Annotated in this window: 9 protein-coding genes and 2 pseudogenes; 6 read left to right on the top strand and 5 right to left on the bottom strand. The window is 70.0% G+C overall.

Annotated features, from left to right (window positions below):
* Window positions 1-341: 341 nt before the first annotated feature.
* Window positions 342-12437 (top strand): amino acid adenylation domain-containing protein, encoded by a 12096-nt coding sequence (locus ACIREO_RS19415; RefSeq protein WP_404111433.1) that lies wholly within the window; start codon window positions 342-344, stop codon window positions 12435-12437.
* 714 nt (window positions 12438-13151) lie between these two features.
* On the opposite strand, the gene ACIREO_RS19410 is transcribed toward ACIREO_RS19415, so the two are convergent.
* A complete protein-coding gene (locus tag ACIREO_RS19410) occupies window positions 13152-13427 on the bottom strand; it encodes a hypothetical protein (RefSeq protein WP_404111430.1) in 276 nt (91 codons plus the stop codon).
* Between the two features lie 320 nt (window positions 13428-13747).
* On the opposite strand from ACIREO_RS19410, the gene ACIREO_RS19405 reads away from it, so the two are divergent.
* From ACIREO_RS19405 to ACIREO_RS19390, 4 genes and pseudogenes are all read left to right on the top strand, one after another.
* On the top strand, window positions 13748-15640 hold the full coding sequence (locus tag ACIREO_RS19405) for a DNA/RNA helicase domain-containing protein (RefSeq protein ID WP_404111427.1): 1893 nt from the start codon (window positions 13748-13750) through the stop codon (window positions 15638-15640).
* 96 nt (window positions 15641-15736) lie between these two features.
* Window positions 15737-16268: pseudogene (locus ACIREO_RS19400) on the top strand (phage resistance protein); the annotation flags it as partial.
* Window positions 16264-17030, top strand: a pseudogene (locus tag ACIREO_RS19395) (IS5 family transposase); the annotation flags it as partial. The pseudogenes ACIREO_RS19400 and ACIREO_RS19395, both read left to right, overlap by 5 nt.
* Before the next feature lie 815 nt (window positions 17031-17845).
* Window positions 17846-17974, top strand: a complete 129-nt coding sequence (locus tag ACIREO_RS19390) for a DUF6408 family protein (RefSeq protein WP_404111425.1) — start codon at window positions 17846-17848, stop codon at window positions 17972-17974.
* Between the two features lie 53 nt (window positions 17975-18027).
* Here the strand turns inward: ACIREO_RS19390 and ACIREO_RS19385 are convergent, their stop codons facing one another.
* From ACIREO_RS19385 to ACIREO_RS19370, 4 genes are all read right to left on the bottom strand, one after another.
* Window positions 18028-20139, bottom strand: a complete 2112-nt coding sequence (locus ACIREO_RS19385) for a DUF2075 domain-containing protein (protein ID WP_404111422.1) — start codon at window positions 20137-20139, stop codon at window positions 18028-18030.
* Between the two features lie 97 nt (window positions 20140-20236).
* Window positions 20237-21295: a beta family protein gene (locus ACIREO_RS19380; protein WP_404111419.1), complete on the bottom strand. Its 1059-nt coding sequence runs from the start codon at window positions 21293-21295 to the stop codon at window positions 20237-20239.
* A gap of 528 nt (window positions 21296-21823) precedes the next feature.
* A complete protein-coding gene (locus tag ACIREO_RS19375; protein ID WP_404111416.1) occupies window positions 21824-22759 on the bottom strand; it encodes an NADP-dependent oxidoreductase in 936 nt (311 codons plus the stop codon).
* 78 nt (window positions 22760-22837) lie between these two features.
* Entirely contained in the window at window positions 22838-23722 is an 885-nt protein-coding gene (locus ACIREO_RS19370) for a DODA-type extradiol aromatic ring-opening family dioxygenase (RefSeq protein ID WP_404111413.1), read from the bottom strand.
* A 120-nt stretch (window positions 23723-23842) separates the two neighbouring features.
* Here ACIREO_RS19370 and ACIREO_RS19365 point away from each other — a divergent pair, with 120 nt between their 5' ends.
* Complete coding sequence (locus tag ACIREO_RS19365) at window positions 23843-24316, top strand: MarR family winged helix-turn-helix transcriptional regulator (protein ID WP_404111410.1); 474 nt, start codon at window positions 23843-23845, stop codon at window positions 24314-24316.
* Window positions 24317-24413: the final 97 nt, after the last annotated feature.

Here is a 24413-nt window from a genome sequence, read left to right as displayed (position 1 = left end):
GAGGCGTTCCGCATCCCGCAGCGGTGCGGCCGGCAGCCAGAGGGCCCCATGGGAAGACTCTCCCGCGACAGGGGGCCCTTCGCGTCGGTAAGAACTACGTACGCGGCGAGCGCCCACGTCGTGTACCGCGTCATTATGCCGAGGAGGGGGCAGCGTCGTCGAGGAACCTGCGCACTGTGCCCCGGGGTACGGGGCTGCCCGCTCCGCACACCGTTGTCGTACCAGTCCCCTCCGTCCGGCTCCGAACGGGGGTGCGGGCCAGGGGCCCCACCGTCTGCCCCACACTTGAACCCTCCGCAACCGCGTCCCGCGCGCCCCCCCACGCACGAACGAACGGACTCATGAACCCCGAAACGCTTCTGGACGTACTGCTGGACGCGGCCCGTCAGGCCCCCGGGCAAGTCATTGTCCACGTACGCGGCGACGGCAGCGAGGCGGCCGTCACCTTCCGGCAGCTCCTCGACGAGTCCCTGCGCGTCGCGGGCGGCCTTCGCGAGGCGGGGGTAGCGCCCGGTACCTGCCTGCCCTTGCTCGCGGAACGCAGCGAGGACTTCCAGCCCATGTTCTGGGGTGCGCTTGCGGCCGGTCTGGTCCCGGTGCCGCTCGCACCCGACGCCCGGCGGGTCGGTCCGGTGTGGGAGCACCTCGGCCGCCCGCCCGTTGTGGTGGATGCGGCGAGCGCCGGCGTGGCCGGCGAACTGCCGCAGCCGGTCGAGATGCTGCGGCTGGAGACGCTGCGGGAATGCCCCACGCCGGCCCAGCCGGCCACGCCGAACCCCGACGACCTGGCATTTCTTCAGTTCTCGTCCGGCAGCACCGGGGCCCCCAAGGGGGTGGAGCTCACCCATGCCGCCGTGGTGGCCAACCTGCGTCAGATCATCGGCGCCTCCGCCCTCTCCGAGCGGGACGTCCTGGTGAGCTGGATGCCCTACTTCCACGACATGGGCCTCATCGGTACCCATCTGGCGCCGCTGGCGGCGCACGCGAAGCAGGTGAAGATCGGTCCGCTCTCGTTCGCGAAGAGTCCTCGCCTGTGGGTCGACGTGGCCGCCAGGCACCGCGCCACGGTCCTGTCGGCCGCCAACTTCGCGCTCGCGCTGGCCGTTCGGCGCATTCCCGACGAGGTACTCTCCGGGCTCGACCTGAGCCCCGTACGGCTGATCCTGGTGGGCGCCGAACCGATCTCCGCGACGGTGTGGCGGGCCTTCGCCGCCAAGATGCGGCCGGCCCGGCTGGACCCTCGGGCGGCGACTCCCGTGTACGGGCTGGCCGAGGCCACCTTGGCCGTCACGTTCCCGCCGCTGGGCGAAGTGGCCGTTCCGGTCGCCCTGGAGCGGGCGGCGTTCAGTCGCGGCCGGGCCGTGGAGCGTGAACCGGGCGGCGACGCCCTGGAAGTGATGGACGTCGGCGTACCGGTGACCGGCTGCTCGGTCCGGATCACCGACAACGCCCGCCGGCCACTGGGCGACCGGCAGGTGGGACACATCGAGGTGAGCGGCCCGCAGGTCGCCCGCGGCTATCACCGGTTGCCGGAGACGACGGCGGGGTCCTTCACCGGCACCTGGCTGCGCACCGGGGACATGGGGTTCCTGCGGGACGGCCGGCTGTGTGTCAGCGGCCGGCACAAGGACGTCCTCTTCCTCAACGGCCGTACCTTCCACGCCCCTGACATGGAGGGGGTCGCGAGCGCGAGCCCCGGGCTGCCGCCGGGAGACCCGGCCGTGATCGGCTCGACCGACCCGGCGACCGGCGCCGAGCGGGTCATGGTCCTCATCCCCTGGGCCCGGCCCCCACGCGGCGCCGCCGAGGTCCTGGACGAGGTCGCACGGCGGATCCGTGCCGCGCTGCGCCACGACGACGTACGCGTGCTCGCGCTGCCGCCGTCGGCCTTCCCGCGGACCACGAGCGGCAAGTTGCAGAGGCATCGGATGCGGACGCGTTTCGAGGCGGGTTCGTACCGGCCCCTCGTGTCGTCCGGGATCCCGGACGACGCCGAGGCCAGGCCGTCGATCCCGCCGGAGGGGCAGCGCCCGGCACCCCGCCGCCGCGGCGACGTGCGGCAGACGGTGCGCGACGCCTGGGCACGCGTGCTGGGACTGTCCGAGGCGTCCTTCGGAGACCGGGACCGGTTCGCCGATCTGGGCGGCACCTCGCTGAAGGCCATGGAGACGCTTGCCGAGCTGGAAGAGGTCCTGGAGATCACCCTGGGCCCCGCCGTGATGCGCAACGACACCGTCGCCACGCTCACCGATCATCTGCTGGCCGCGACGGAGGAGAACACGGCGCCGGGGCCGCCCACAGCGAACGAACGGTCGGGACCGCACGCGGCGGGCGACATGAGCGCGACAGCGGTCGTCGCGATGGCCTGCCGGTTCCCAGGCGCGAGCACGCCGGAGGAGTTCTGGGAACTGCTGACGGCCGGCCGTGACGCCGTCACCGACGTCCCACCGGACCGCTGGGGCACCGCGCCTGCCGAGGACGTGCCGGCCGGGCCGCCGCCCACCGTGTCCGACGGCCGCCAGGGGGCGTTCCTGGACGATCCGTACGCTTTCGACGCCGGGCACTTCGGCATCGGCGACGAGGAGGCCCGCACGCTGGATCCGCAGGCCCGGATCTTCCTCGAACTCGCTCACGAAGCCCTGGAACGAGCCGGTTACGCCGGACCCCGACGGCTCGGCCTGCGGGTCGGTGTCTTCGCCGCCGCCGGGGACAGCGGCTACCGGCAGCTCCTCGCAGGTGCCTCCCCCGCCCCGGCACCGTCCGCGACGGCCCTGACGGGCAACCTGCCCAGCCTGACAGCCGCCCGGGTATCGCACTGCCTGGACCTGGACGGCCCGGCGCTCACCGTGGACACCGCGTGTTCATCGGGTCTGGTCGCCCTGCACCTGGCACGGCGCAGCCTCGCGGACGGTGAGTGCGACATCGCCGTCGTCGGCGGGGTCAGCCTTCATCTCACTCCGGACACCTATGAGGCCCTGGAGGCCGCACAGGCTCTGTCGCCCGGCGGACGCAGCCGCGCCTTCGGTGCGACGGCCGACGGGTTCGTACCCGGTGAGGGCGGCGCGGCCCTCGTCCTGCGACGCCTGCCGGACGCCCACCGGGACGGCGACGAGGTACTCGCCGTCGTGCGGGGCACCGCGGTCAACAACGACGGCGCGTCGCTGAGCCTGATGGCACCCAACCCCCTGCGGCAGCGAGAGGTGATCACTCGCGCGTACGAGGTCTGCGGCGTCGACCCGGCGTCCGTGACCTATGTCGAGGCCCACGGGACGGGCACGGCCGTAGGAGATCCCATCGAGCTCCGGTCCCTGGCGCACGCCTTCCCGGCCGATCCGGACGGCCGGCCGCGGCTGCTCGGCTCGGTGAAGACGAACATCGGGCATCTGCTGAACGCGGCTGCCCTGCCCTCACTGGTGAAGGTGGTGCTGGCGCTCGGACACGGCAGGCTGCCGGCCTCCCTCCATCACACGCCGCCGTCGCCCGCAGTCGGGCAATCCGGCTTCGCGCTGGTCACCGAGGCGGCTGCCTGGCCGTCGTCCGGCCCCCGCAGAGCAGGAGTCAACGCCTTCGGGTTCGGCGGCACGAACGCGCACGCGGTGCTGGAGCAGGCGCCGCCGGCCGCGGATCATGCTCCGCGCGAGAGCGGCGGCCCGCACCTGATGACGCTGTCGGCAGGCAGCAGAGCCGGTCTGGACGCCTGGGCGTCCCGTCTCCTGGAGCACCTGGCCGGCCACCCGGAGCTGGACGAGGGCGATGTGTGCCTGGCCGCGGCGACCGCTCGCGACGAGGGCGCTCACCGCCTCGCCGTGGTGGCCGACGGCGACCTCCGGGAACGCCTGGCCGCGGCGACCGCTCCCGGCGGCGACCGCCTTCCGGGAACAGCCACGGGGACGGTGACGAACCGTCCGCGGACCGTCTTCGTGTTCCCCGGCCAGGGTGCGCTCCGGCCGGGCCAGGGCCGTGCGCTCTACGCCACGGCGCCGGTCTACCGCGAGACACTGGATGAGGCGTCCGCCCGGGTCGGCGCGGTGAACGGGCGGGAGTTGACCGCCTGGTGCGTCGATGCCGAAGTGGACGCGGGAGCCCAGGCCGCGACCGAAGTGGCGCAACCGCTGCTCGTGGCCCACGGAGTGGCGCTCGCCCGGCAGTTGCTGGCATGGGGCGTACGGCCGGACGCGCTGGTCGGGCACAGTGTCGGCGAACTCGCCGCTGCCTGTGCCGGCGGAATGCTGTCGTTCGCCGACGCGCTGGCATTCGCGGCGGAACGCGGACGGCTCATGGGGACGTCGACCCCACCGGGCGCGATGGTGGCGGTGCGGGGAGCCGACGAGGAGGACGTGGCCGCCCTGGTCGCGGCGGATCCGGGGGAACTCGCGGTCGCCGCGTACAACGGCCCCGGCAGGCTGGTGCTCTCCGGAAGCCCCGGCGCGATCGGACGGGCGGCGGAGAAGCTCTCCGCACAGGGTGCGGCCGTACGCACGCTGGAAGTGTCACGCGCCTTCCACTCGCCCCTGATGGAACCGATCACCCAGGCCCTGGCCGACGCGGCACGCACCGTGGAGGTCACAGCTCCCGCCCTGCCCGTGATGAGCACGCTCACCGCCGAGTGGCACCCGCCCATGGACCCGGACCACCTGCGTGAGCACGCTCTGCGGCCGGTGCTGTTCGGGCGGGCCGTGACGCGGCTGCTGGAGGAGGGCTACGACACGTTCGTGGAACTCGGCTCGCAGGAGAGCCTCACAGGTCCCGTACGTGCTGCTGCCGCCCGGTACCGGAGTACCGGCACGGCCGGCGTCGACGGAGAGGTGCTCGTGCTTTCCGCCCCCTTCGAGCCGGGGCGTCCCCGAGCGTCCCAGGACGGCGCCGCGGGCGGAGCGCGGGAGCTGCTGGCAACGGTGGCGCACCTCTGGGCTCGCGGTGTGGGGCTGAATCGTGCGGGACTCGACGCGGGCCGCCGGCGGGCTCCTCTGCCGCCCTATCCCTACCAGCGGAGCCGCTACCGGCCCGGGGCCGGGGCCGGGGCGCACGAGCTGCTGCGCCACGTCACCTGGCGGACCGAGCCCCTGGCCACGGACCGTCCCTGCGGACCCGTGCTGGTGACCGGCGCCGACCCGACGGCCGTGCACGAGCTCACGCGACGTCTCGCGGAACAGGGCGTACAGACGGACTTGGCCTCCGGGGCCCGTCCCGGGACGGTGCTTCTCCTGGCCGGACCGGCCGGCCACGGCACGTCCGCGGATTTCGACCGGATCCAGCGTGCGCTGGTCACTGCGTTCCAGGAGGCTCTCACCCTTTTCGACCTGACGAGGGCCCCCCGGCTGCTGGTCGTGACCGAGGACGCGCACGTCACCGGATACGGATGCGAGCGACCGGACCCGGCACAGGCGGTGCTGGGCGGCCTGGCACTGGCCGTGCCTTCGGAGTACGCCGGAGCGGTGGCCAACTGGGTGGACCTCTGTTCACTGGACGAAGCCGGGCAGCGGCTCGGGGCCGTCCTGGCCGAGGCGACGGCCCCGCAGGCGGCCGGAGCTGTCGCCTGGCGGAACGGACAGCGGCTGGTGCGGACCGTCGCGGCGGAAGCGGCGGAGGCGGCGGACCTGCCCGGCACCCGGGACCGGCTGCCCGCCGACGGCACCTTCCTGATCACGGGCGGCGGTGGGGCCCTCGGTTCCGCACTGGCCCGGGAACTCGCCGCCCGTGGCCGGCCGGTCCTCCGGCTCACGGGTCGTTCCCCGCAGCCGCCCGCGGGTCTGCTGGAGGAGCTCGCCGGTCTCGGCGCCGACGCCCGTTACCACCCGGCCGACCTCACGGTTCGGGACGACGTCGAGGCGCTGGTGGCTGAGCTGCCTCCGGTGGACGCCCTCTTCCACGCGGCCGGAGTGGTGCGGCCCGGAAGCCTGCGCGGGGCGAAGACGGAGGAGATGGCAGAGGCGCTGGGAGCGAAGACACTCGGCACCGTGCTGCTGTCCGAGGCGTTGCGCCGGCGGGGTCGGCACCCCGAGGTGTGCGTGGCGTTCTCCTCCGTCTCCTCGGTACTGCCGGGGCTGGCCGGGGCGCTCGGTTCCTATGCGGCCGCGAACTCCTTTCTGGACTCGTTCGCCGGCGCCGAGCGGCAGGCGGGGCGGCCATGGCTGTCGGTGAACTTCGGGCCGTTCGCGCAGACGGGCCTCGCCGCCGCGTTCGCCGGCGATGTCCTCACTCATGAGGGTGGCCGCCCGCTGGCAACCGCGCCGGCCCTGGCGGCCCTGATGTCCGCCTGCGGCACGGACCTGGCTCAACTGGTCCTCGCCGACGAGGCAGTACCGCCGGATCGCGCGTCCACCCGGCGTGCGCAGCCGCGCGGGCCACTGCCCGCGCCACTGCCCGCGCCACAGTCCACACCACTGCCCGCGCCACTGCCCGCGCCACAGTCCACGCCACTGCCCGCGCCACAGTCCACGCCACGGTCCACGACCGGACACACGCCCGCCGCACCGGACGTGGTGGCCTCCGCGTCCGGCACCGCCGCGGTGCTGCGGGAACTGCTGTCGCGGTCGCTGGGAGTCCCGGCGTCCGCCGTGGACGACGACGCGCCGTTCCTCTCGATGGGTCTTGACTCGCTGGGCGCGGTCGACCTCGTCAAACGGCTCGAACACCGAGTGGGGCGGCAGCTGCCAGCCACGCTCTTCTTCGAATACCGGACCGTACGCGAGCTGACAGCCCATCTGGACATGGCCACCGGGGCCACCGCAGACACGGAGGGGGCGCGAGAGCCCTCCCCCGAGCCCGTCGCGGACTCCGTCCCGTTTCCCCTGACACCCGTACAACTGGCCCTGCACACCAGCAGTCAACTGCACCCCGACGTACCGGCCCGCGGTCACCTCCGAATGACGGTCCGCGGCCCCCTGGACACCCATGTACTCGGCCTGGCACTGACCGAACTGGCGGAACGGCACGGCATGCTGCGCGTGCGGGTCGACGACTCGGGCGCCGGGCCGGTGCAGCGCCTGGCACCTGCCGCGCCGCTGTCGGCCTGGTACGAGGTCCGCGAGTGCGGTGCGGAGCAGGTGGCCGGCCTGGAGACGGCGCTGTGCAACCAGCCCTTCGACCTGGCCGCAGGACCTCCGATGCGGGCTGTACTGCTCCGTCAGAATCCTTCCTGCGCACACTTGTTGCTGGTGGTGCATCACGCGGCGGCGGACGGGTACAGCCTGAACGTCCTGGCCGAGGACCTGTGGTCGCTGTACACCCTGCTGTGGCGGGGGGAGCGTCCGACGCCGGAGCCGGACGCGCCGAGCTTCGCGGCGTACGCCGCGCTGAGCGCCCGGTCCGCCGGCACCAGCCCGTCGGACGCCGACCGCCGCTACTGGGCGGACCGCCTGGCCGGAAGGGGCGAACCGCTGCGGCTGCCGTACGACGGTGATCCCGACGCGCCCCCCTCGGGCCCCATCCGGCAGCACTACGGCTCGCTCGACGCGACGCTCACCGCCCGCCTGGAGCGGCTGGCCGCCGCACACGAGGTGTCCCTGTTCCATCTGCTGCTCGCCGCCTACGTACGCTGCCTGGCGCGGTGGACGGGGCGCCAGGACATCGCGGTCAACGTGGCTCGCGCCCGGCGTGAGGAACGCTTCGAGGGTGTGGGCCGGCTCGTCGGCCCCTTCGCCGACACCCTTCCCCTGCTGTGCGGGACAGCCCTCGACGAGCCGGTCACGGCGCTGGCCGAACAGCTGCGCCACACCTGGCTGGAGAGCGAACGGCACTCCACGGTGAGCAGTCTGGATCTGGCCGGCCTCCTGCCCGGCAGTGGCCCGCGCACGCCGAGCCCGGCGGGCTTCAGCTTCGCCCGCTTCCCGGCACGCCTCGGGGCCGACTGCCCGGTCGAGATACGGGCCGACGCGGCCGGAACGGGATCGGCCGCAACCCGGCTGAGCCTGCTGTGCTGGGCGGACGGGCCCATGCTGCGCATGTCGTGGAACTTCCCGGACCGGCTGTTCGAAGCGGCGACGGTGGCCCGCCTGGACAAGGAGTTCCGCGAGGAACTGGCCGCGCTGTGCTCATCCCCGGATCGGTCCGTACCGGACCCCGGCGTCCCCTTGGCACCGACGCCGCCTCGCCAGGCGGACGCAGGGCACGGTGTGGTCGGCCGACTGCTCGGGCAGTTCCGTGCCACGCCCGACGCGACCGCCGTGGAAGGCGGCGGAACTCCTCTGACCTACGCCGCACTCGACCGCGCCTCCGGTCTGCTCGCCGCCCGGTTGCGCGCCGACGGCGTACGCACAGGCCAGTTGGTCGGACTGCTCACCGAGCCGGGCCCGGACACCGTGATCGGTGTGGTCGGCATCCTGCGCGCCGGGGCCGGCTGGGTGCCGCTCGACGCGGCGCACCCTCCCGCCAGGCTGGCGGACCAGCTGAAGCGCGCGCACGTCTCCACCGTGGTGTGCCACGCGCCGACCCTGCCCACCGCCCGCTCTCTCGACGGCGTGCGTGCGGTACGCGGTGACGGCCCGCCGGATCCGGGGGCGGACGACCGCGCCCCCGTAACCGTGCCCGACGCCGAGGCCATCGCGTACACCATCTTCACCTCGGGTTCCACCGGGCGTCCGAAGGCGGTCCCGATCACGTACCGGGCGATGGAGAACTACCTCGACTGGGCCGTCGCCACCTTCGGCTACGGCGCCGCCGACCGCCTGGCGCAGACCGCGTCAGCGTGCTTCGACGCCTCCGTGCGCCAACTGCTCGCGCCGCTCCTGGTGGGCGGCACCGTGGTGACCGTACCTCGGGACCTGTTGCGGGACCCCGAGCTGCTCCTGGCATACGCGGAACAGACCCGGATCACCGTGTGGAGTTCCGTCCCGACGCTGTGGGAACAGTTGTTGTCGGCCGCCGAGGAGCGGGTGCGACGGGGAGCGGGACGACCGGACCTGTCGGCTCTGCGCTGGGTGCACGTGGGCGGTGAGGCACTGCCCGCCTCACACGTACGCCGATGGTTCGACCTCTTCGGCGCCGGACAGCGCATCGCCAATCTCTACGGCCCGACCGAAGCGACCATCAACGCCACCTGCCATGTCATCTCGACGCGTCCGGACGACGACCTGAAGTCTCTGCCGATCGGGCGTCCCGTCACCGGCACCGAATTGTCGGTCGTCGCAACCGACGGGTCACCCTGCGGTCCTGACGAGCCGGGGGAACTGCTGATCGCGGGAGTGGGTCTGACGCCCGGCTATCTGGATGAGCCCGAGCTGGCCGCTCAGGCCTTCACGGTCCTGGACGGACGCCGGTGGTACCGCAGCGGTGACCGGGTCCGGCGCCGTGGGGACGGCACTCTGGAGTTCCTCGGACGGATCGACGGCCAGGTGAAGATCCGTGGCAACCGGGTGGAGCCGGGAGAGGTCGAGGCAGTCCTCCAGACGCATCCCGGCATCGCGCAGGCCTCGGTCATCGCACGCGAGGGGAGGCTGCTGGCGTACGTCACCGCCCGTCCCGGAGCCGGGCGACCGGAGCCGCGCACGGTACGCCGCCACGTGACGGGCCTCCTTCCGCCCTACATGGTCCCGGCGCGGATCACGGTGATGGACGAACTGCCGCTCACCGGGACCGGCAAGGTCGACCGCCGTGCGCTCGCCGATCTCCCCACGCGCGAGGACAGTGCCGGTGATCCGCCCGAGGGCTCGGTCCTCACCTCGACGGAGCACCAACTAGTCGCTATCTGGCAGGAACTGCTGGAGGTCGACGCCGTCCGCCGGGAGGACGACTTCTTCGAGCTGGGCGGAGACTCGATGCTCGTCCTCCAGGTGTTCGCGCGGCTCGGCGAGGTGAGGGCACCGCTGCCCCGGCCGACCGTGATCTACGAACACCGCACCCTGGCCGAGCTCGCCGCGGTCGTGGACGCGACCGTCACGGGACGGCACGGCGGCACCGCTGCGGCCGGTGCCCCCGAGGCTGCCGGTGCTGCCTCGACGACGGCGCTCCATCCGGCCCGCTTCCCCGTCACGCCGGCCCAGCGCGGTTTTCTGCTCGCGGAGGCCATCTCGCCCGGCGGAAGCGGTTCCTGGCCGGCGCTGTTGCGGCTGTCCGGCCGACTGGACCCCGAGGTGTTCCAGGCTTCGGTGGACCTGCTCGTGGAACGCCACGGCATGCTGCGTACCGTCTTCCCCTCCGGTGCCCGGCCACCCGTGCAGCAGGAACTTCCACCCTCGCTGCGACTGCCGGTCGTGTTCGAGACGCTCACCGACCGCGCCGAGGTGTCCGAACGTGCGGAGGCCGAGGCGAAGCGGCGCTTCGAGCCGTGGGCCTGGCCGCTGCTGCGGCTTCGGGTCCTCGGTCTCGGGGAGCATGAGCACGTGCTCCTGGTACACGCACACCACCTCATCGGCGACGGGTACAGCGCCGCGCTGCTCGTACAGGAGCTGACCACGGTCTACGACCGTCTGGCCGCCGGCCGCACCGCCGACCTGCCCGCACCCCGCGCCACCTTCCGCGACCACGCCCTGTTGCCGGCCGAGGAGCAGCCCGGCAACGCGCCGGGCACTGCGGAGCGTCGGGCCCGGGTGGACGCTCCGTACCGGCGTCCGGTGCTGCGCGGCACCGAAGGAGACGGCACCGTAGGAGACAGTGGCGCGGGGAGTGAGGCCGCAGCCTTCCGTTCATCGGGGTTCGTGCTCGACGCGGACCGGACGGCTGCGCTGCGGGCGCTGGCGGCGCAGGCGGGGGCGACCCTGTACGCGCCACTGCTCACGGCCTATCACCAGCAGTTGGCCCGGATGACCGGCCATACGGACCTGATCGTCGGCCTGGCGGTGAGCGGCCGTGACCGCCCGCTGCCCGATGTGCACCGGATCTTCGGCCCGTTCGCCACCGCGGTGCCCGTACGGCCTGCGGCCGGGCAGGACGACAAGCGCCCGACAGTGGACTTCGGTGAGGCCCTGCGCGGGATGGTGGCCGAGGTCGAGGAGGCGCGCAGGCACGAGGACATCGTGCCCCGCGATGTCGACGGCCTTCCGCTGACGTCGCAGTTCTTCTTCACCTTCCTCGACTTCTCCATGCCCGCCACCTCGCACGAGCAGTCGCTGACCGTGTCGTGGGACGACGAAGACAGCGCGTTCGCGCCGCCGTCGTCGGCGACGGACGTCTTCCTCGCCGTACGGCCGGAGGGCGCCGGACTGCGGGTGACGGTGCGAGGATCCGCCGCGGCCTTCTCCTCGGCCGCGCTGGAGGACTTCGCGCGGGCGCTCCAGGAACGGCTCGCACGAGCTGTGGACCGGCGTGACGCGAACCGCCCGTCGGGCAACCGCCCGTCGGGTGACCGCCCGTCGGGTGACCGCCCGTCGGGTCCGAGGAAGACGATGGATGCCGCGCTGATCGGCTATCTGCCGTCCCCCGGCCATCTGGCGCGACTGGCGGGCCTGCCCGAGGACTCGCTGCGGCGGGAAGACCTGCGCGAGCTGCTCTTCCCCGACGGCGCGCCGCGCCTGCTGGAGACCGTCCGGACCCCGCTGGGGAGGTCGGGTTTCGTCTGCGTGCCCCTCTTCGCCGACGAACTGGACCGGGATGCCGGGCTCGTCGCACACTCCGCCCGTGCGGTGTCGCTCGCCTCTTCACTCGGAGCCCGGAGTGTCTCACTGGCCGGGATGATTCCGTCGCTGACCGGTTACGGCTTCGATGTGCTGCGCTCCGCGGACGGACCGGCGGCCGTGACGACCGGGCACGCGGCGACCGTCGTCTCGGTGATCCGGACGGTGCACGCGGCACTCGAAGCCACGGGGAAGGATCTCGCGGACCTGGATGTGGCGTTCGTCGGGCTGGGCTCGATCGGCGCCTCCTCACTGGAGCTGCTGCTCTCCCGGGCCACCCGGCCGCCACGGCGGCTGGTGCTGTGCGACATGCCCGGCAGCGGGCCCCGGCTGCGGCGGTTGGCGCGACAACTGCGGGAGCGTGGCCAGGTGGGCGAGGTGGAGGTGGCGGAGTCCCGTCCCGCACTGCCCGACGCGGTGTACGAGGCCGGTCTGCTGGTGACCGCGGTGAGCGGCTCCGGCGCGGTACTGGACGTGGACCGACTGGCGCCCGGCACCGTGGTGGTCGACGACTCCTTCCCGCACTGCTTCGACACCGGCCGGGCACTGGCGCGGATGCGGGAACGCAGAGACGTCCTCGTGCTGGGCGGCGGCCTCCTGCACCTCGGCGAGCTGAGCCGCGAGGCCGCCGAAGGGCTGCCCGCACCGGCCGCGGCCGGCTATCTGGCCCAGCCGTGGATCGAGGGAACCCTCGCCTCCTGCCGGGTGGAGTCACTTCTGCACGCGGCGGACCCCGAACTGCCCCTGGTGCACGGCCTGGTGGACGGGTCGACCACTCTCGCCTACTGGGAAGCCGTGGAACGCGCCGGGGTGACGGCTGGCCCACTGCACCTGCTGGGCCACACGGTCGGGCCACATCCCCTGGCGGGGGTGCCGACGGGCCCCTGAGGACAGTAGTGATGACGGCCTGGGACGCATCACACGGAGGAGCCGTCAAAACCCGGCCCAGACAGTGCGCCGAGAGCGAACCACACCGTCCCGGGCTGGGGCAAGCCGTCAGACCTGACCCGGGCGACAGCTCCGTCAGTTTCCTCCGCCATGTTGCTCATTCACGGACCACCACATGTTCAGAACTTCGAGTCCACAGCGGCCGGTGGGCCAGGCGCGTGACGGCCTTCACCGTGCGCGCCCACGTCGTCAACTGGACAAGCCCGTCGCCTGCGACAAGTCGCGGGCCTGTTCGAGCGAGCCTGTCCGAAAGCTCCGTACCACCGACTGCCCGGTCGACCGAGGTCCTGAAACATCGTCCGAAGGTCACATTCGTAGTGTGACCGCAGGTCAGGAAGCTTCCGGGGGGCCGACTCGTCCGGCTGTACGGAGGGAACCATGTCAAGCGACCCACCAGAGCCACAAACCCGCAGGTCAGGTGCTTTTGTCGGCGGGCTCCAGAGTCACTACGCACTCCACGTGCGAGGTCATCGGAATGACGTCACGCACAACGAAATCATCGATTTACCTGGTCGGAGCCCTAAGCAAGTTCGGGGTGGCGCGGCTTCACACCTTCGAGCGTCCAACGAGCGCCGAGCCCAATGCGGCAGGGCCCCCTCAAGCAGCCACATCGCGGCCCACGCCCGTGCGCGCCGGCAGCGCATGACCGTGGAGTCAGCCAGCGATGTAGAGGAACCGGACATAGGGCACGAACGACAATCCGAGTTGCCGAAGACTGGCACCCTCGACCGCGTCACTCAACGCCCTGTGAAGCACGCCGTTGTTCCGGAGAGTGATCGCCCGATCACTGAAATTCTGGCGCTGTTGCCGGGCCCGGTCCCCCGCAAGGGAGTTTTGACGGCTGAGCCGCTCTTGTCCGTCTTCCATCTGCTTGCGTGCCCGCACACGCAGCGCATCTGTCTCCGACTCCACGCCCTTGCGCAGAGCCATGAGCTGGACCCGCGGTGGTCGCCGGCCGCCTCGATCGCCTGACGCTCTGCCGGACTGAGGGAGACCGGTTGTCGGGCTCGAGCTTCGACAACCAGACGTTTACGCCAGGTATCCAGGGCGATTGCCCTCGTTTCGCCGATGCCGTGCACGTCGACATGCCGACCGCTGTTCAGCCCGAAAACGCTGCCGCCCGATCAGTCCCCTGACCTAGGATGAACGAGATCATCTGCGGCCCGACGGGCTTCCGTTCCGCGTCAGCGGACTGAAGAGGACATGCCCCCACCCGCACGAGTTACTTCGTGCTGCCTGGGGGCAATTCCTTGCTGTTCCGCGAGTCCGCCGCGACCGTCGCCGCCCGCAACCTGGAAGGCGCGCTGGCGCTGCACCTGATGGAGAACTTCCAGCACGCGCACGGCTATCGGCCCGGAACCTCCGAGGTGCGGTCCTGGGAGCGCAGTATCCCCGCCCTCACAGGCGCACTGCTCGACGCCGGCCTCGGCGACGTGGAGATGCTGATCGAGTACACCCTCCCCCTGACCAGCAAGCGCGCCGACGTAATACTCGCCGGGGTCCACCCATCGACCGGCGAGCCGTCGTACGTCGTGGTCGAGCTCAAGCAGTGGAGTCAGGCCTTCGCGGAGGAGGAGGACCCTCTCCTCTGCTGGATAGACGCATACCCGCGTCCCGTCCTCAACCCGATCGAGCAGGTCCGCGGCTACTGCTCCTATCTGCTCTCGTTCAACAGTGCGCTGGAGCGGACTCCGGAGGCGGTCGCCGGGGTGGCGTTCCTGCACAACGCGACGGAGTCCGACATCAGTTCCCTGCGTGAGGTCCCGGAGGACCTCCAGGGCCGTATGTACACCGCCGAACAGCGCGGGGCGTTCCTCGACTTCCTGCGGTCGCGGCTCGCACCCCAGTCCGGTGCGGGGGCCGGCGACCTGCTCGTCCAGGGCAGGATGCGCCCGTCGAAGCAGTTGATGGCCGTCGCGGCGGCAGAAGTCCGGGACCGCGAGCAGTTCGTCCTCCTCGACGAGCAGCGGATCGCCTACGAGCTGGTGCTGTCGGCGGTGCGCAAGGCCAAGCGGTCGAATCACAAACAGGTCGTCGTCGTGACCGGCGGCCCCGGTTCCGGCAAGAGCGTCATCGCGCTGTCGCTCCTCGGCGAGCTGTTCCGGCGCGGCGACACCGCTCTGCACGCGACCGGTTCAGCGTCGTTCACCAAGACCATGCGTAAGGTCGCCGGCGCACGTAAGCCCGAGGTGAAGCAGCTGTTCAAGTACTTCAACAGCTTCATGGATGCCGAGCCGAACGACCTCGATGTCCTCATCTGCGACGAGGCCCACCGGCTTCGTAAGACGTCCGCCAACCGCTACACCAAGGCGGCCCTGCGCACCGGTCGCCCGCAGGTGGCGGAGCTGATCGACGCGGCCTTGGTGCCGGTATTCCTGCTCGACCAGCACCAGGTGGTGCGCCCCGGCGAGATGGGGACCAAGGAGCAGATCAAGGACGCCGCCGCCGCGCAAGGTCTCGACTGCGTCGTGGTGGAGCTGGACAGCCAGTTCCGCTGCGGCGGCAGCGAGGCCTACGTGCAGTGGGTCACGAGCCTGCTCGGCCTCGAGGGCGACGAGCCGAGGGTCTGGACGCCTGACGGCAAGGTGGAGCTACTGACCGCCGAGAGCCCCCAGGAGCTGGAGGACTTCCTCGTCGCCCGCCGCGAGGAGAAGTACAGCGCGCGCATGGCGGCCGGATACTGCTGGAAGTGGACCACGAGAATCACCCCTGAGATGTCTGAACTGCCGCGCGACGTGGTCATCGGCGCCTGGTCACGGCCCTGGAACGTGCCCGGCGACAGGTCCCTGTTCGGCGCCCCGTCGGCACCGCTGTGGGCCACCGACCCCGCCGGTTCCGGGCAGGTGGGCTGTGTGTACACCGCCCAGGGCTTCGAGTACGACTGGTCGGGCGTGATCATGGGACCGGACCTGGTGTGGCGCACCGACCAGTGGGTGGTAAACCGCACCGCTTCGAAGGATCCGATCTTCACCAAGGCCACCCCGGACGTCGAAGTCAACCGGCTCATCCGCAACACGTACAAGGTGCTGCTGACCCGGGGGATGGTCGGGACGATGATCTACTCCACGGATCCGGAGACCCGCGAGAAACTGCGCTCGCTCGTCCACCCGGAGACAGTGGTCAAGACGGCCGTTCCCGCCTGATCCGGTGATTGCGGAAGTATTGGTCCGTTGTCGTACCTGCGCCATACGATCGGACCGGCACCGGCGCCACCGCCCGCCGGAGAGTGAGATCCGCCCATGGACCAGCAGCCGCCCCTGCTCCGCGATGTCATCGACATCAAGGAGTCCCTCTCGACCTCGGACTTCGTCCTCCAGCTCTCGGAGGCGACGGCCCCGGAGGGCGCAGAGCGTGCTCTGCGGGACTACGTGGTCACGGAGCCTGCGGGACAACTTCGACGAGGCGCCCCGGCTGATCAAGGCAGCCCTGGACGGCCACACGTCCAAGGCTGCCTGTCTGCACGGCTCGTTCGGTTCGGGTAAGTCGCACTTCGTGGCGGTGCTTCACGCGCTGCTGAGCGGCAGCCCCGCCGCCAGGTCCCGCGACGATCTCGACCCCGCACTGACCAAGCACGCCTGGCTCGGCACGACCGGGAAGAACTTCCTCCTCGTGCCGTACCACATGCTCCTGGCGAAGGCCTTGGAGCAGTGGGTCCTCGGTGGCTACGTCAGTCATGTGAAGAAGCTGCACCCCGAGGCGCGGACGCCGCAGGTATACCGGACGGACGCGCTCTTCGACAACATCCGCTCCCTGCGCGAGCGCCACGGGGACCGTTACACAGAACACGCCTGATGAGACGCTGTTCGCAGCGATCATCTATGTGCCGGTCAGCGGCTGTTCGTGGCGGGCGTTGCCGCCGTGCTTCGGGGTGTCGAAGTCGACGGTGCACCGGCGGTTCATGATCTGGCCGAGAGCCGGCGTCTGGGGCCGCCTCCACGAAGCAGTCCTGCACCGGCTGGACGACGTCGGCCTCATCGATGTCTCCCGTGTCGTCCTGGACTCCGCGCACGTGCGGGCAAAAAAAGGGGGCGTCCACACAGGTCCAAGCCCCGTGGACCGAGGGAAGCCGGGCTCCAAGATGCACGTCCTGTCGGATGCGAACGGACTGCCCCTGGTCGTCGGCCTCTCCGCCGCGAACGTCCACGACAGCCTCGCACTAAAGCCCCTGGTCGAGGGCCACCAAACGAGACACGACCCCTACCGCGGGCGCTACTTCAGACCCCGACGTCTCCACGCAGACAAAGCCTACGACGTACCTCACCTGCGCAAATGGCTATGGGGCAAGCACATCGGCATCCGTATCGCCCGCCAAGGCATCGAGTCCAGCGAACGATTAGGACGCCGCCGGTGGGTGATCGAGCGGACCATGTCATGACTATCCGGCTACCGCAGTCTCAGCCCCCGGTACGAGCGCCACCCTCGCAACTACCTGGCGTTCCTCGGACTCGCTGCCACCCTCGCAACTACCTGGCGTTCCTCGGACTCGCTGCCACGCTCTGCTGCTACAAGCGACTCCTTCGACTCACCACGTAGGACATCGTCTAAGTGGAGCAGTGGCTCGCTCGTCGGCCTCTCGTACACCCTCTCGCGCGCGGTGCGGGAGGTTTTGCTGGGGGCCGGCCCCTCCGGTATCCCTGACACGCCGGGCCGAGGTGTGTCTGGCCGAATGGCGGGAGGAGGAGGCGTCCGAGCTCGTACGCTCTGAAGCGACTCTTGTGGTCCGCCACGGCAAGGACGTCCGATGGTGGACCTGGGCCGGTTATCGCGCGGACGCAACACTGCCTTCGATCGCCGACCCCGCCCAGCGGCCGACTGACTGCTATGTGCGCCTGCGCGAAGACCTCACTCCTGACATGTGGCGTGCGAGCCGTGAGTCCGCCGGCAACGGCTCGGCCCTGGTGCTTCCGGATGTCGACCGTCGCGCCGTGCACGGCCTGAAATTCTCCGGAGCCCTGCCCGAACGGCTAGCGGTGGCCACAGTCGCTGCGAGGCTCGCCGACTTCGACGCGGCTCGTGCGGTCCTCCAGGAACCGCGTGCGTCACCACCATGGGCAAGGAACTGGCTGACCGAAGCGCTCGCACACGATCACGTCGCTGATCGTCCCTCCCTCCAACCTCATGTCGGGATCCGAGCAGCGACCTCAAAAATTGGATCACTCCAACTCGACTTTGTACTAGTGTTGTTCATGCTGTGCGCCTTCCCGGAGGGTACGTCAGCGGCGTTCTGGAACCGGTTCCTGACCGTGACCGGCGAGTGGTTTCCATCGCGCGAGTGTGCGCGGTGTGAGTGCGGATGCCCGGTAGGGCTGTCCCTGCCATTCCCGGCTCACACCAAGGAGTGGTCCCGCATGAACCCCGTCGAGTACGCGCCTGCACGTCGTCACCGGCTCCGCAAGGTCCTGTACGACGTCGCCTCGGGTGTCGTCGCCAATCTCGTGGTGGCGGTCCTGACTGCGGCAGCAAGCCTGCTTTTCTGACGCAGGCCGGTGGCGGGCCCGGAGAGCCCGCCACCACTCCATCGGCGGGTCTGTCAGAACAATCGCAGGTCGGGCTCGTAGTTCCCCGGCTTCTTCCGGTTCCGCCGCGTTCGCTTCGCCCCACGGGGCCGAGGCAGGTGCGGAATACGTGCTTCCCGCGGAAGGTTTTCCCACGTCGGGCGCAACCCGTGAATCTCGACCTCGCCCACCATCTTCTTCAGGTAGGTCTGCGTCTCCTCGTCCGTGGAGTAGAGCACGGTCGCACGACTCGCTCGGGTCATCAGTACGTGATAGGCGTGCCTGACCAACCGTGCGAACTCTGTGTCGTTGACACTGCGGGGCTTGACCTTCGGGTCGAACGAACCCGGCACTGCAACACGTTTGATATCGGAATCCGGAAGCTTGCGTTCCTTACCTCGGCGAAAGACCCATCGATCGCCCCGGCGCACCATGTCATCACCCATGATCACGCCACACCAGTCCCATTCGAGACCTTGGGCAGTGTAGACACAGCCAATCTGGTCAAGACCATTCTTATGTACGGACCAGATATTCGACGGAGGTGCCTCGTTGGCGCAGAACGACTCGCTGTCTGCGTTCCATGGCCGGTGCCACTCCCCGATGCGTACGTCGTCCTCCAACCGCTTCTCTTCGCCGATCGGTTTCGTCCAAGGCCAGCAGTAGCCAGCGACCATGCGCGCCGAGGCTCCGGCCAGAGCTTCGGTACGAACAATCTCCTCGAGCTCCTCCGGGGTGTCCGCCACTTCGATATGCATCAGACCATCAGGCTTCCACGTTTCGGGCTTGTCGTCAGACACACCCAGCACGGCATGGAGCCAGCGAAGGTAGGCATCGCTCCCACCGCACCGGAACTGTTCACGGAGGCCGTACTCAAGGAGTTGGGCACCACGCCGACGCGCCGCGTCCTTGATGAGGTCGACGGTTCCGACCTCATTCGGTCGCACGGACTGGCCTTCGTCAAGGAAGAACACTGTCAGACGGGACGCATCAAGGAGATCGTCCACCTGAGGCTGAGTTCCTTGCTGCTCAGGCTTCCAGAAGCGACTCGTCGAACGGTCCCTGAGTCGGTGGGCTTCGTCGCAGATCAGAGTGTCCAGCGGTGGGTCCGGCGGGGTCACGAAACTGCTGAAGTAGGTAAAGGTCTCCTTGAATTCTCGGTCCCCGTAACCGACGTGCTCCTGGATCGCACCGTTGAAAGCCCTGCTGCCGCTGGCGTACTTGACCGTTCGGCCCTTGGCCTCGAGCTCCGCCTTGATCTGAAGACCGATGGCGCTCTTTCCGGTGCCGGGGCCTCCTGTCACCAGGAACACCACACGCCGCTCGTCCGGCACAAGGGCTGGGCTCTGGGGGTTCGGCAGAACTTGGGAAGCCGCATCGAGAATCTGTTCAGCGACCTTCTTCTGCCGACCCCGCAAAGTGAAGACTGTGTCATCACCACGTGACCAGATCATCGCGTCCAGCAGAGGCGTATTCCGCAATCCCATGCCGCGCAGGAGGACTTCCGCCGCGGCAGCACCGCCTTCGACTGCGAAGCTTCTCCGCAGGTCGGAGAGCAGTGCTTCTCTCCGGTCGCTCGTGTACAGCTGTGCGTAGGCGCCCGTCGGCGCATCGACCTCGAGAAGAGGCCGTACGGAGGCGTCGGTGGCATTGTGCAGATAGGTGAAACCACCGCACTCGTAGTCGATGCCATACAGAGGGCCTCTGCTGCTCGTGAACGCCTCGTAGTATTCCCGCAGCTGCAGGGCGGGGTGTTTCTTCTCTTCCATGCCGGAGACACGCACCAGGTCAGCTGTAGCTTGTTCCACCCGGGTCACGCTTGACCAGCGCTTCAACTCGACAAGCTGCAAGGAAAGCCCTCGCTCTTGTGGATGCTGACCCACGAGAATCACATCGATGAGCCGAGGGTCGACACGATCTGCTTCGTCGAGCGTGGCGGCGCATTCTACGATCATCTCCACGTTGCCCCGCCCGGCAGCAACCAGATCCGTTGCCAGGCTCACCAAGCTCTCGGCCCACGCCGAACGCTCCGTCTCAGAAGCGTCGGCACCACGAAAGTGCCGCCATCTGGCAGCCAGATGCGGCACCATGCGGTGCCGCTTGTCCAGCGTGAGTAGATCATGCGCCGCCAACTTGAGCAGGAGCATAGACACGAGGTGATTCCCCCAGGGCACGAGTGACTCGTGCGGGTGGGGGCATGTCCTCGTAGGGAAGCCCGTCGGGCCGCGACCGGTACCGCTGATTCTAGGCAGGCGGCCATGCGTATCGGACGACGTACGTAAAATGCTGGATGCTGCCGGCACGAAGCCATTGCGTGTGACTGCCGGTTCCCCCGCTGTCCGCTACGGAGCCGTCAGCACAGTCGCGCAGCCAGGCTTCTCCGGCGCTGGCCGCCGCCCCTCGAAAGTCGGCCAGATGGCGAATGCGGCGGGCAGCTGTCCGGACCACCGCCGTACGGTCAGGCCCGCCGGTCAGTACCTTGCACAGCACGAAGGAGTTCTCGACGGTATAGCGAAGCACGCCCCAAGGTGGGCCACCGCCCGCTGGCAGTTGAGCGAGGGCGGAAACCGGCTGGATACCGTAGTCGCCAAACACCAGAGACGTGACGTAGCCGCGGCCACTCGAACGAATCTCGTGCCACATCTGCCAGTCGCTCCGGGGCTCTTCGTGCAGGTCTCCGACTTCCATCAGACCATCAGCAACCTGGGGAAACCCACCACCGAGCACTGCGGTGGTCCGCCAGGAGGCCAGGGGGACCAACGCATCCAAAGCTCGCAGCGCATCCTTTCCTGCGCCGGGACGCCCCGGCAGGACACTGCCCAGATCCAGCAATAAGTCGACGCGAACATCAGGTGCAGCCTTGATGACAAGTGCCCGGACCGCAGCAACCGTACAATCATTCCACTCGCCCGGCACGCATACCCGGATGCCGATGCCCCGGCCTGTTCGGCGGGCGGTCTCCAGCGCGGCCGCTTGCTGAGCCACGCTCCGCTGAGGCCCGGTGACCGGACGAAGCGGAGTCAAGGCACAGTGCTCGGAGAGGATGCCGGCAAGTGCCGGTACCTGCGCCTCCTCCGCGAACGGAGCATCTATCCAGCCTGGATGGCGGCGGTGGGCGCCTCTGACCCGACGAAGCTCCTTCTGCCACCGAGCCCCGCTCAGTTCCATTCGGGGCAGCCCCGGACATGGCGGAAGGTTCCAGAGTGGCATCACTGCTGCCTGTATGTCCGGCTGCAGATGCTCGTAGGCCATTCGGGCGTGCTGCCGGACCGGCAGGACGGGAACATAGAGCGGTTCGGACATCGCGGCTCCCCCCAGTGTTACCCACAACCGTCTCTGCCAGAGTCGGCGGAGGGGACGACGCTGGAAAGGGAGCAATTTCAGCTCCGTGGCTGAAGCGCGTAGGCATCACCAGCACACACTCCCGTCGAGCTGGACCATCGGCCCACACCGACCTGCCCCGGCACGACCTGACCGACACCGCTCGTCCGTGCCCAGCTACGGGCCGATGTCGCCAGTTGCTGCCCTCAGGACGGGGCCGAACCGGCAACACAGCGCGCGCTCCGCGGCCTGGAGCACGTCCCGCTCCCGCCGCCACTCCTTCACGCCGATGCCGACGCCCTGTACGACAAGGGCGTCGACATCGGCCCTATCGCCGGCCAACGTCCCGTCGGGGCGTCTGTGCAGCCAGCTGCGGCCAGCCCGTCCTCAGCTTCCCGCGCAGCGGCCGATGCAGCCCTCGCCGCGTGGTGCGCTGGTGCCACGAACGGGCGGCCCACCGGCGGGAGAACGAACGGCGGGCCGGGCCGGTCGGGCGCGGGAAGGACGTGATCAGGGAGCGAGCACGACCACCTTGCCGGGCAGCCGCCCTGCGCCAGCATCCTCATGCACGGCGGCCAGCTCGGTCACCGGCCGGTGGGCGGCGACGTGGAGCCGGAGCTTGCCGGCCTCCACCTTGGCGACCAGCTCGGCCAGCTGGGCTCCGTCGCTGCGGACCCACAGGCTCGCGCTGCGCACTCCCCGGGCGGGGCCCTCGGGGACCGGGCCGGCTGTGCTGGCGGCGACCCCACCGTCGGCGACGTAGTGCGTCAGCTGCGCGAGCTCCTCCGGGGAGACGCGCACATGGTTCACCACGACCTGGAACGGACCGCCCACAGCGGCCGGCCCCGCGGCGGGGGCGAGGGGGCCGACGACCCGGTCCGCGCCGTAGCCCCGGAGGCGGTCGGCGTGCTGCGGCGCGTCCACTGCGGTCACGTGTGCTCCAGCGTCGACGGCGAGCTGCACCACGAGGCTGCCGACGGCGCCCCCTGCCCCGTTGACCAGGACGGTCTGACCGGGCTTCAGTTCGGCGAGCTCGAAGACCGTCTGCCAGGCCGCCAGACCGGTCAGGGGCAGCGCCGCGGCGTCGACCAGCTCGGTCGTCCGGGGCGCCGGGGCCAGGGACTCGGCCTGGGCGAGCACGTACTCGGCGGCGCCGCCGGCGGAGTCGAGGGGCAGCATCGCCACGACCGGGTCGCCGACCTCCAGGCCGGTGACGTCCGCGTCGAGTTCGGCGACGGTGCCCGCCAGGTCGATCCCTGGCACGTACGGGAGAGTGATCGGCATCATCTCGGCCATGACACCGGCGCGGATGTGGTCGTCGACCGGGTTGAACGACGTGGCCGCCACCCGCACCAGCACCTGCCCGGTGCCGGGGACCGGACGGTCTACGTCCTCGTAGCGCAGGACGTCGCTGCTGCCGAACTCGTGGAAACGTACTGCCTTCACGGAAGTTCCTTCAGAGAGTGTCGATGCCGTCGCCAACAGATGAGGCGATCAGGCGGGGAGGTGAGGCACGTCGAGCGCTCAGGTCAGCTGCAGCGACCGGGTGGAGTTGCCCATCACCATGCGGTCGATGGCGCTCACGGCGCTGCCGGGGTCATCGGCGGCGCCGACGGTGAGCAGCAGCGGGACGAAGTGTTCTGCCGTCGGATGGGCGACCGCGGCGCCGGGTGCCTTGTTGCGGTAGTCGGTGAGGGCGTCCGCGTCGCCCCGGGAGAGGGCGTCGACGGCCCATTCGTCGAACGCCGTGGTGTCGGCGGCGAGCTCGGGCCGACGGAAGACGGCGAAGCTGTGCGTCATGAAGCCGGAGCCGAGAACGAGGATGCCTTCTTCACGCAGGGGCCGCAGTCGTGCCCCGAGCCTGAGCAGAGCGCTGGGGTCGAGGCTAGGCATCGACAGCTGCACGACCGGGACGTCGGCCGCGGGGTACATGGCCATGAGCGGGATGAAGGCGCCGTGGTCGAGGCCGCGCTCGGCGAACTCGTGCACCGGCGTCCGGCCCAGCAGGCCGCTGAGTCGCCGAGCGAGGTCGGTGGCGTCCGGGGTCGCGTAGGGAAGGGTCTTGTAGCGGGGGTGGAAGCCGCTGAAATCGTAGTGGAGCGGGGTGCCGGCCGCGGCTCCGGATATAGCGACCGGTGCCCGTTCCCAGTGGGCCGAGACGACGACGACGGCCCGGGGTTTGGGCATCGACACGGCCCAGTCGAAGAGGTCGCTGAGCCACTGCGGATCGTCCAGGGTGAACGGAGCCCCGTGGCTGACGAAGAGGCTGGGCAGTGGCCCGTCGGAGGGGTTCCACACCCGCTGCTCGCGCGTCTGTGGCAGGGCCCGGGCAAGGAGGTCGTCGTACGCCGCGGCTGGTGTCTGCGGCGGGAAGCCGCCCCGGGGGGCCAGGCTGCTCGTGATGGTCATCGAAAACTCCTTCACTTGCCTCAGCAAGTGTTTTCACTTGCTGAGGCAAGTTGAAAGCTAGCCCATCATGAGTTGCCCAGGCAAGTGATGCGAGTTGCCCGGGCAAGTATGATGGGGCTCATGGACACCCACTCACCCTGGCTCGACGACGACCAGCAGGACTTGTGGCAGGCGCTGCTCACGATCGTCATCGCCCTCCCGGCGGCCCTCGACCGCCAGCTGCAGCGAGACGCAGGCATCTCCAACTTCGAGTACGGGGTTCTGGCCCAGCTGTCCATGGCCGACGAGGCCACGATGCGGCTCAGCGAACTGGCCCGGGTCTGCGACAGCACCCAGCCCCGCCTGTCGAAGGTGACGGACCGCTTCGAAGCCCGCGACTGGGTCGTGCGCCGGCCCGACCCCAGCGACGGTCGATACACCCTTGCCGCCCTGACCGACACCGGCCGGCAGAAGCTCGTCGAGAGCGCACCGGAACACGTCGCACAGGTGAAGCGGCTCGTGTTCGATCCGCTCAGCGCCGCTCAGCGCCGCCACCTCGCGGCCGCACTCACCCCCATCGCCGCTACCGTGCGCCGGGCAGTCGAAGGCGGCTGAGTGTCGCCTTCGGGCGGGGTCTCCGGTCGAGGGCCTCCCGGAACCTCGGCCGTTGTCGGCCAGCTCTCGCACGGGTGTGGGGCATCGACAGGCCAGG

It is taken from the genome of Streptomyces sp. NPDC102441, from assembly GCF_044765585.1.
In the GTDB taxonomy this organism is placed as follows: domain Bacteria; phylum Actinomycetota; class Actinomycetes; order Streptomycetales; family Streptomycetaceae; genus Streptomyces.
This window is presented reverse-complemented; position numbering and strand designations above follow the sequence as displayed.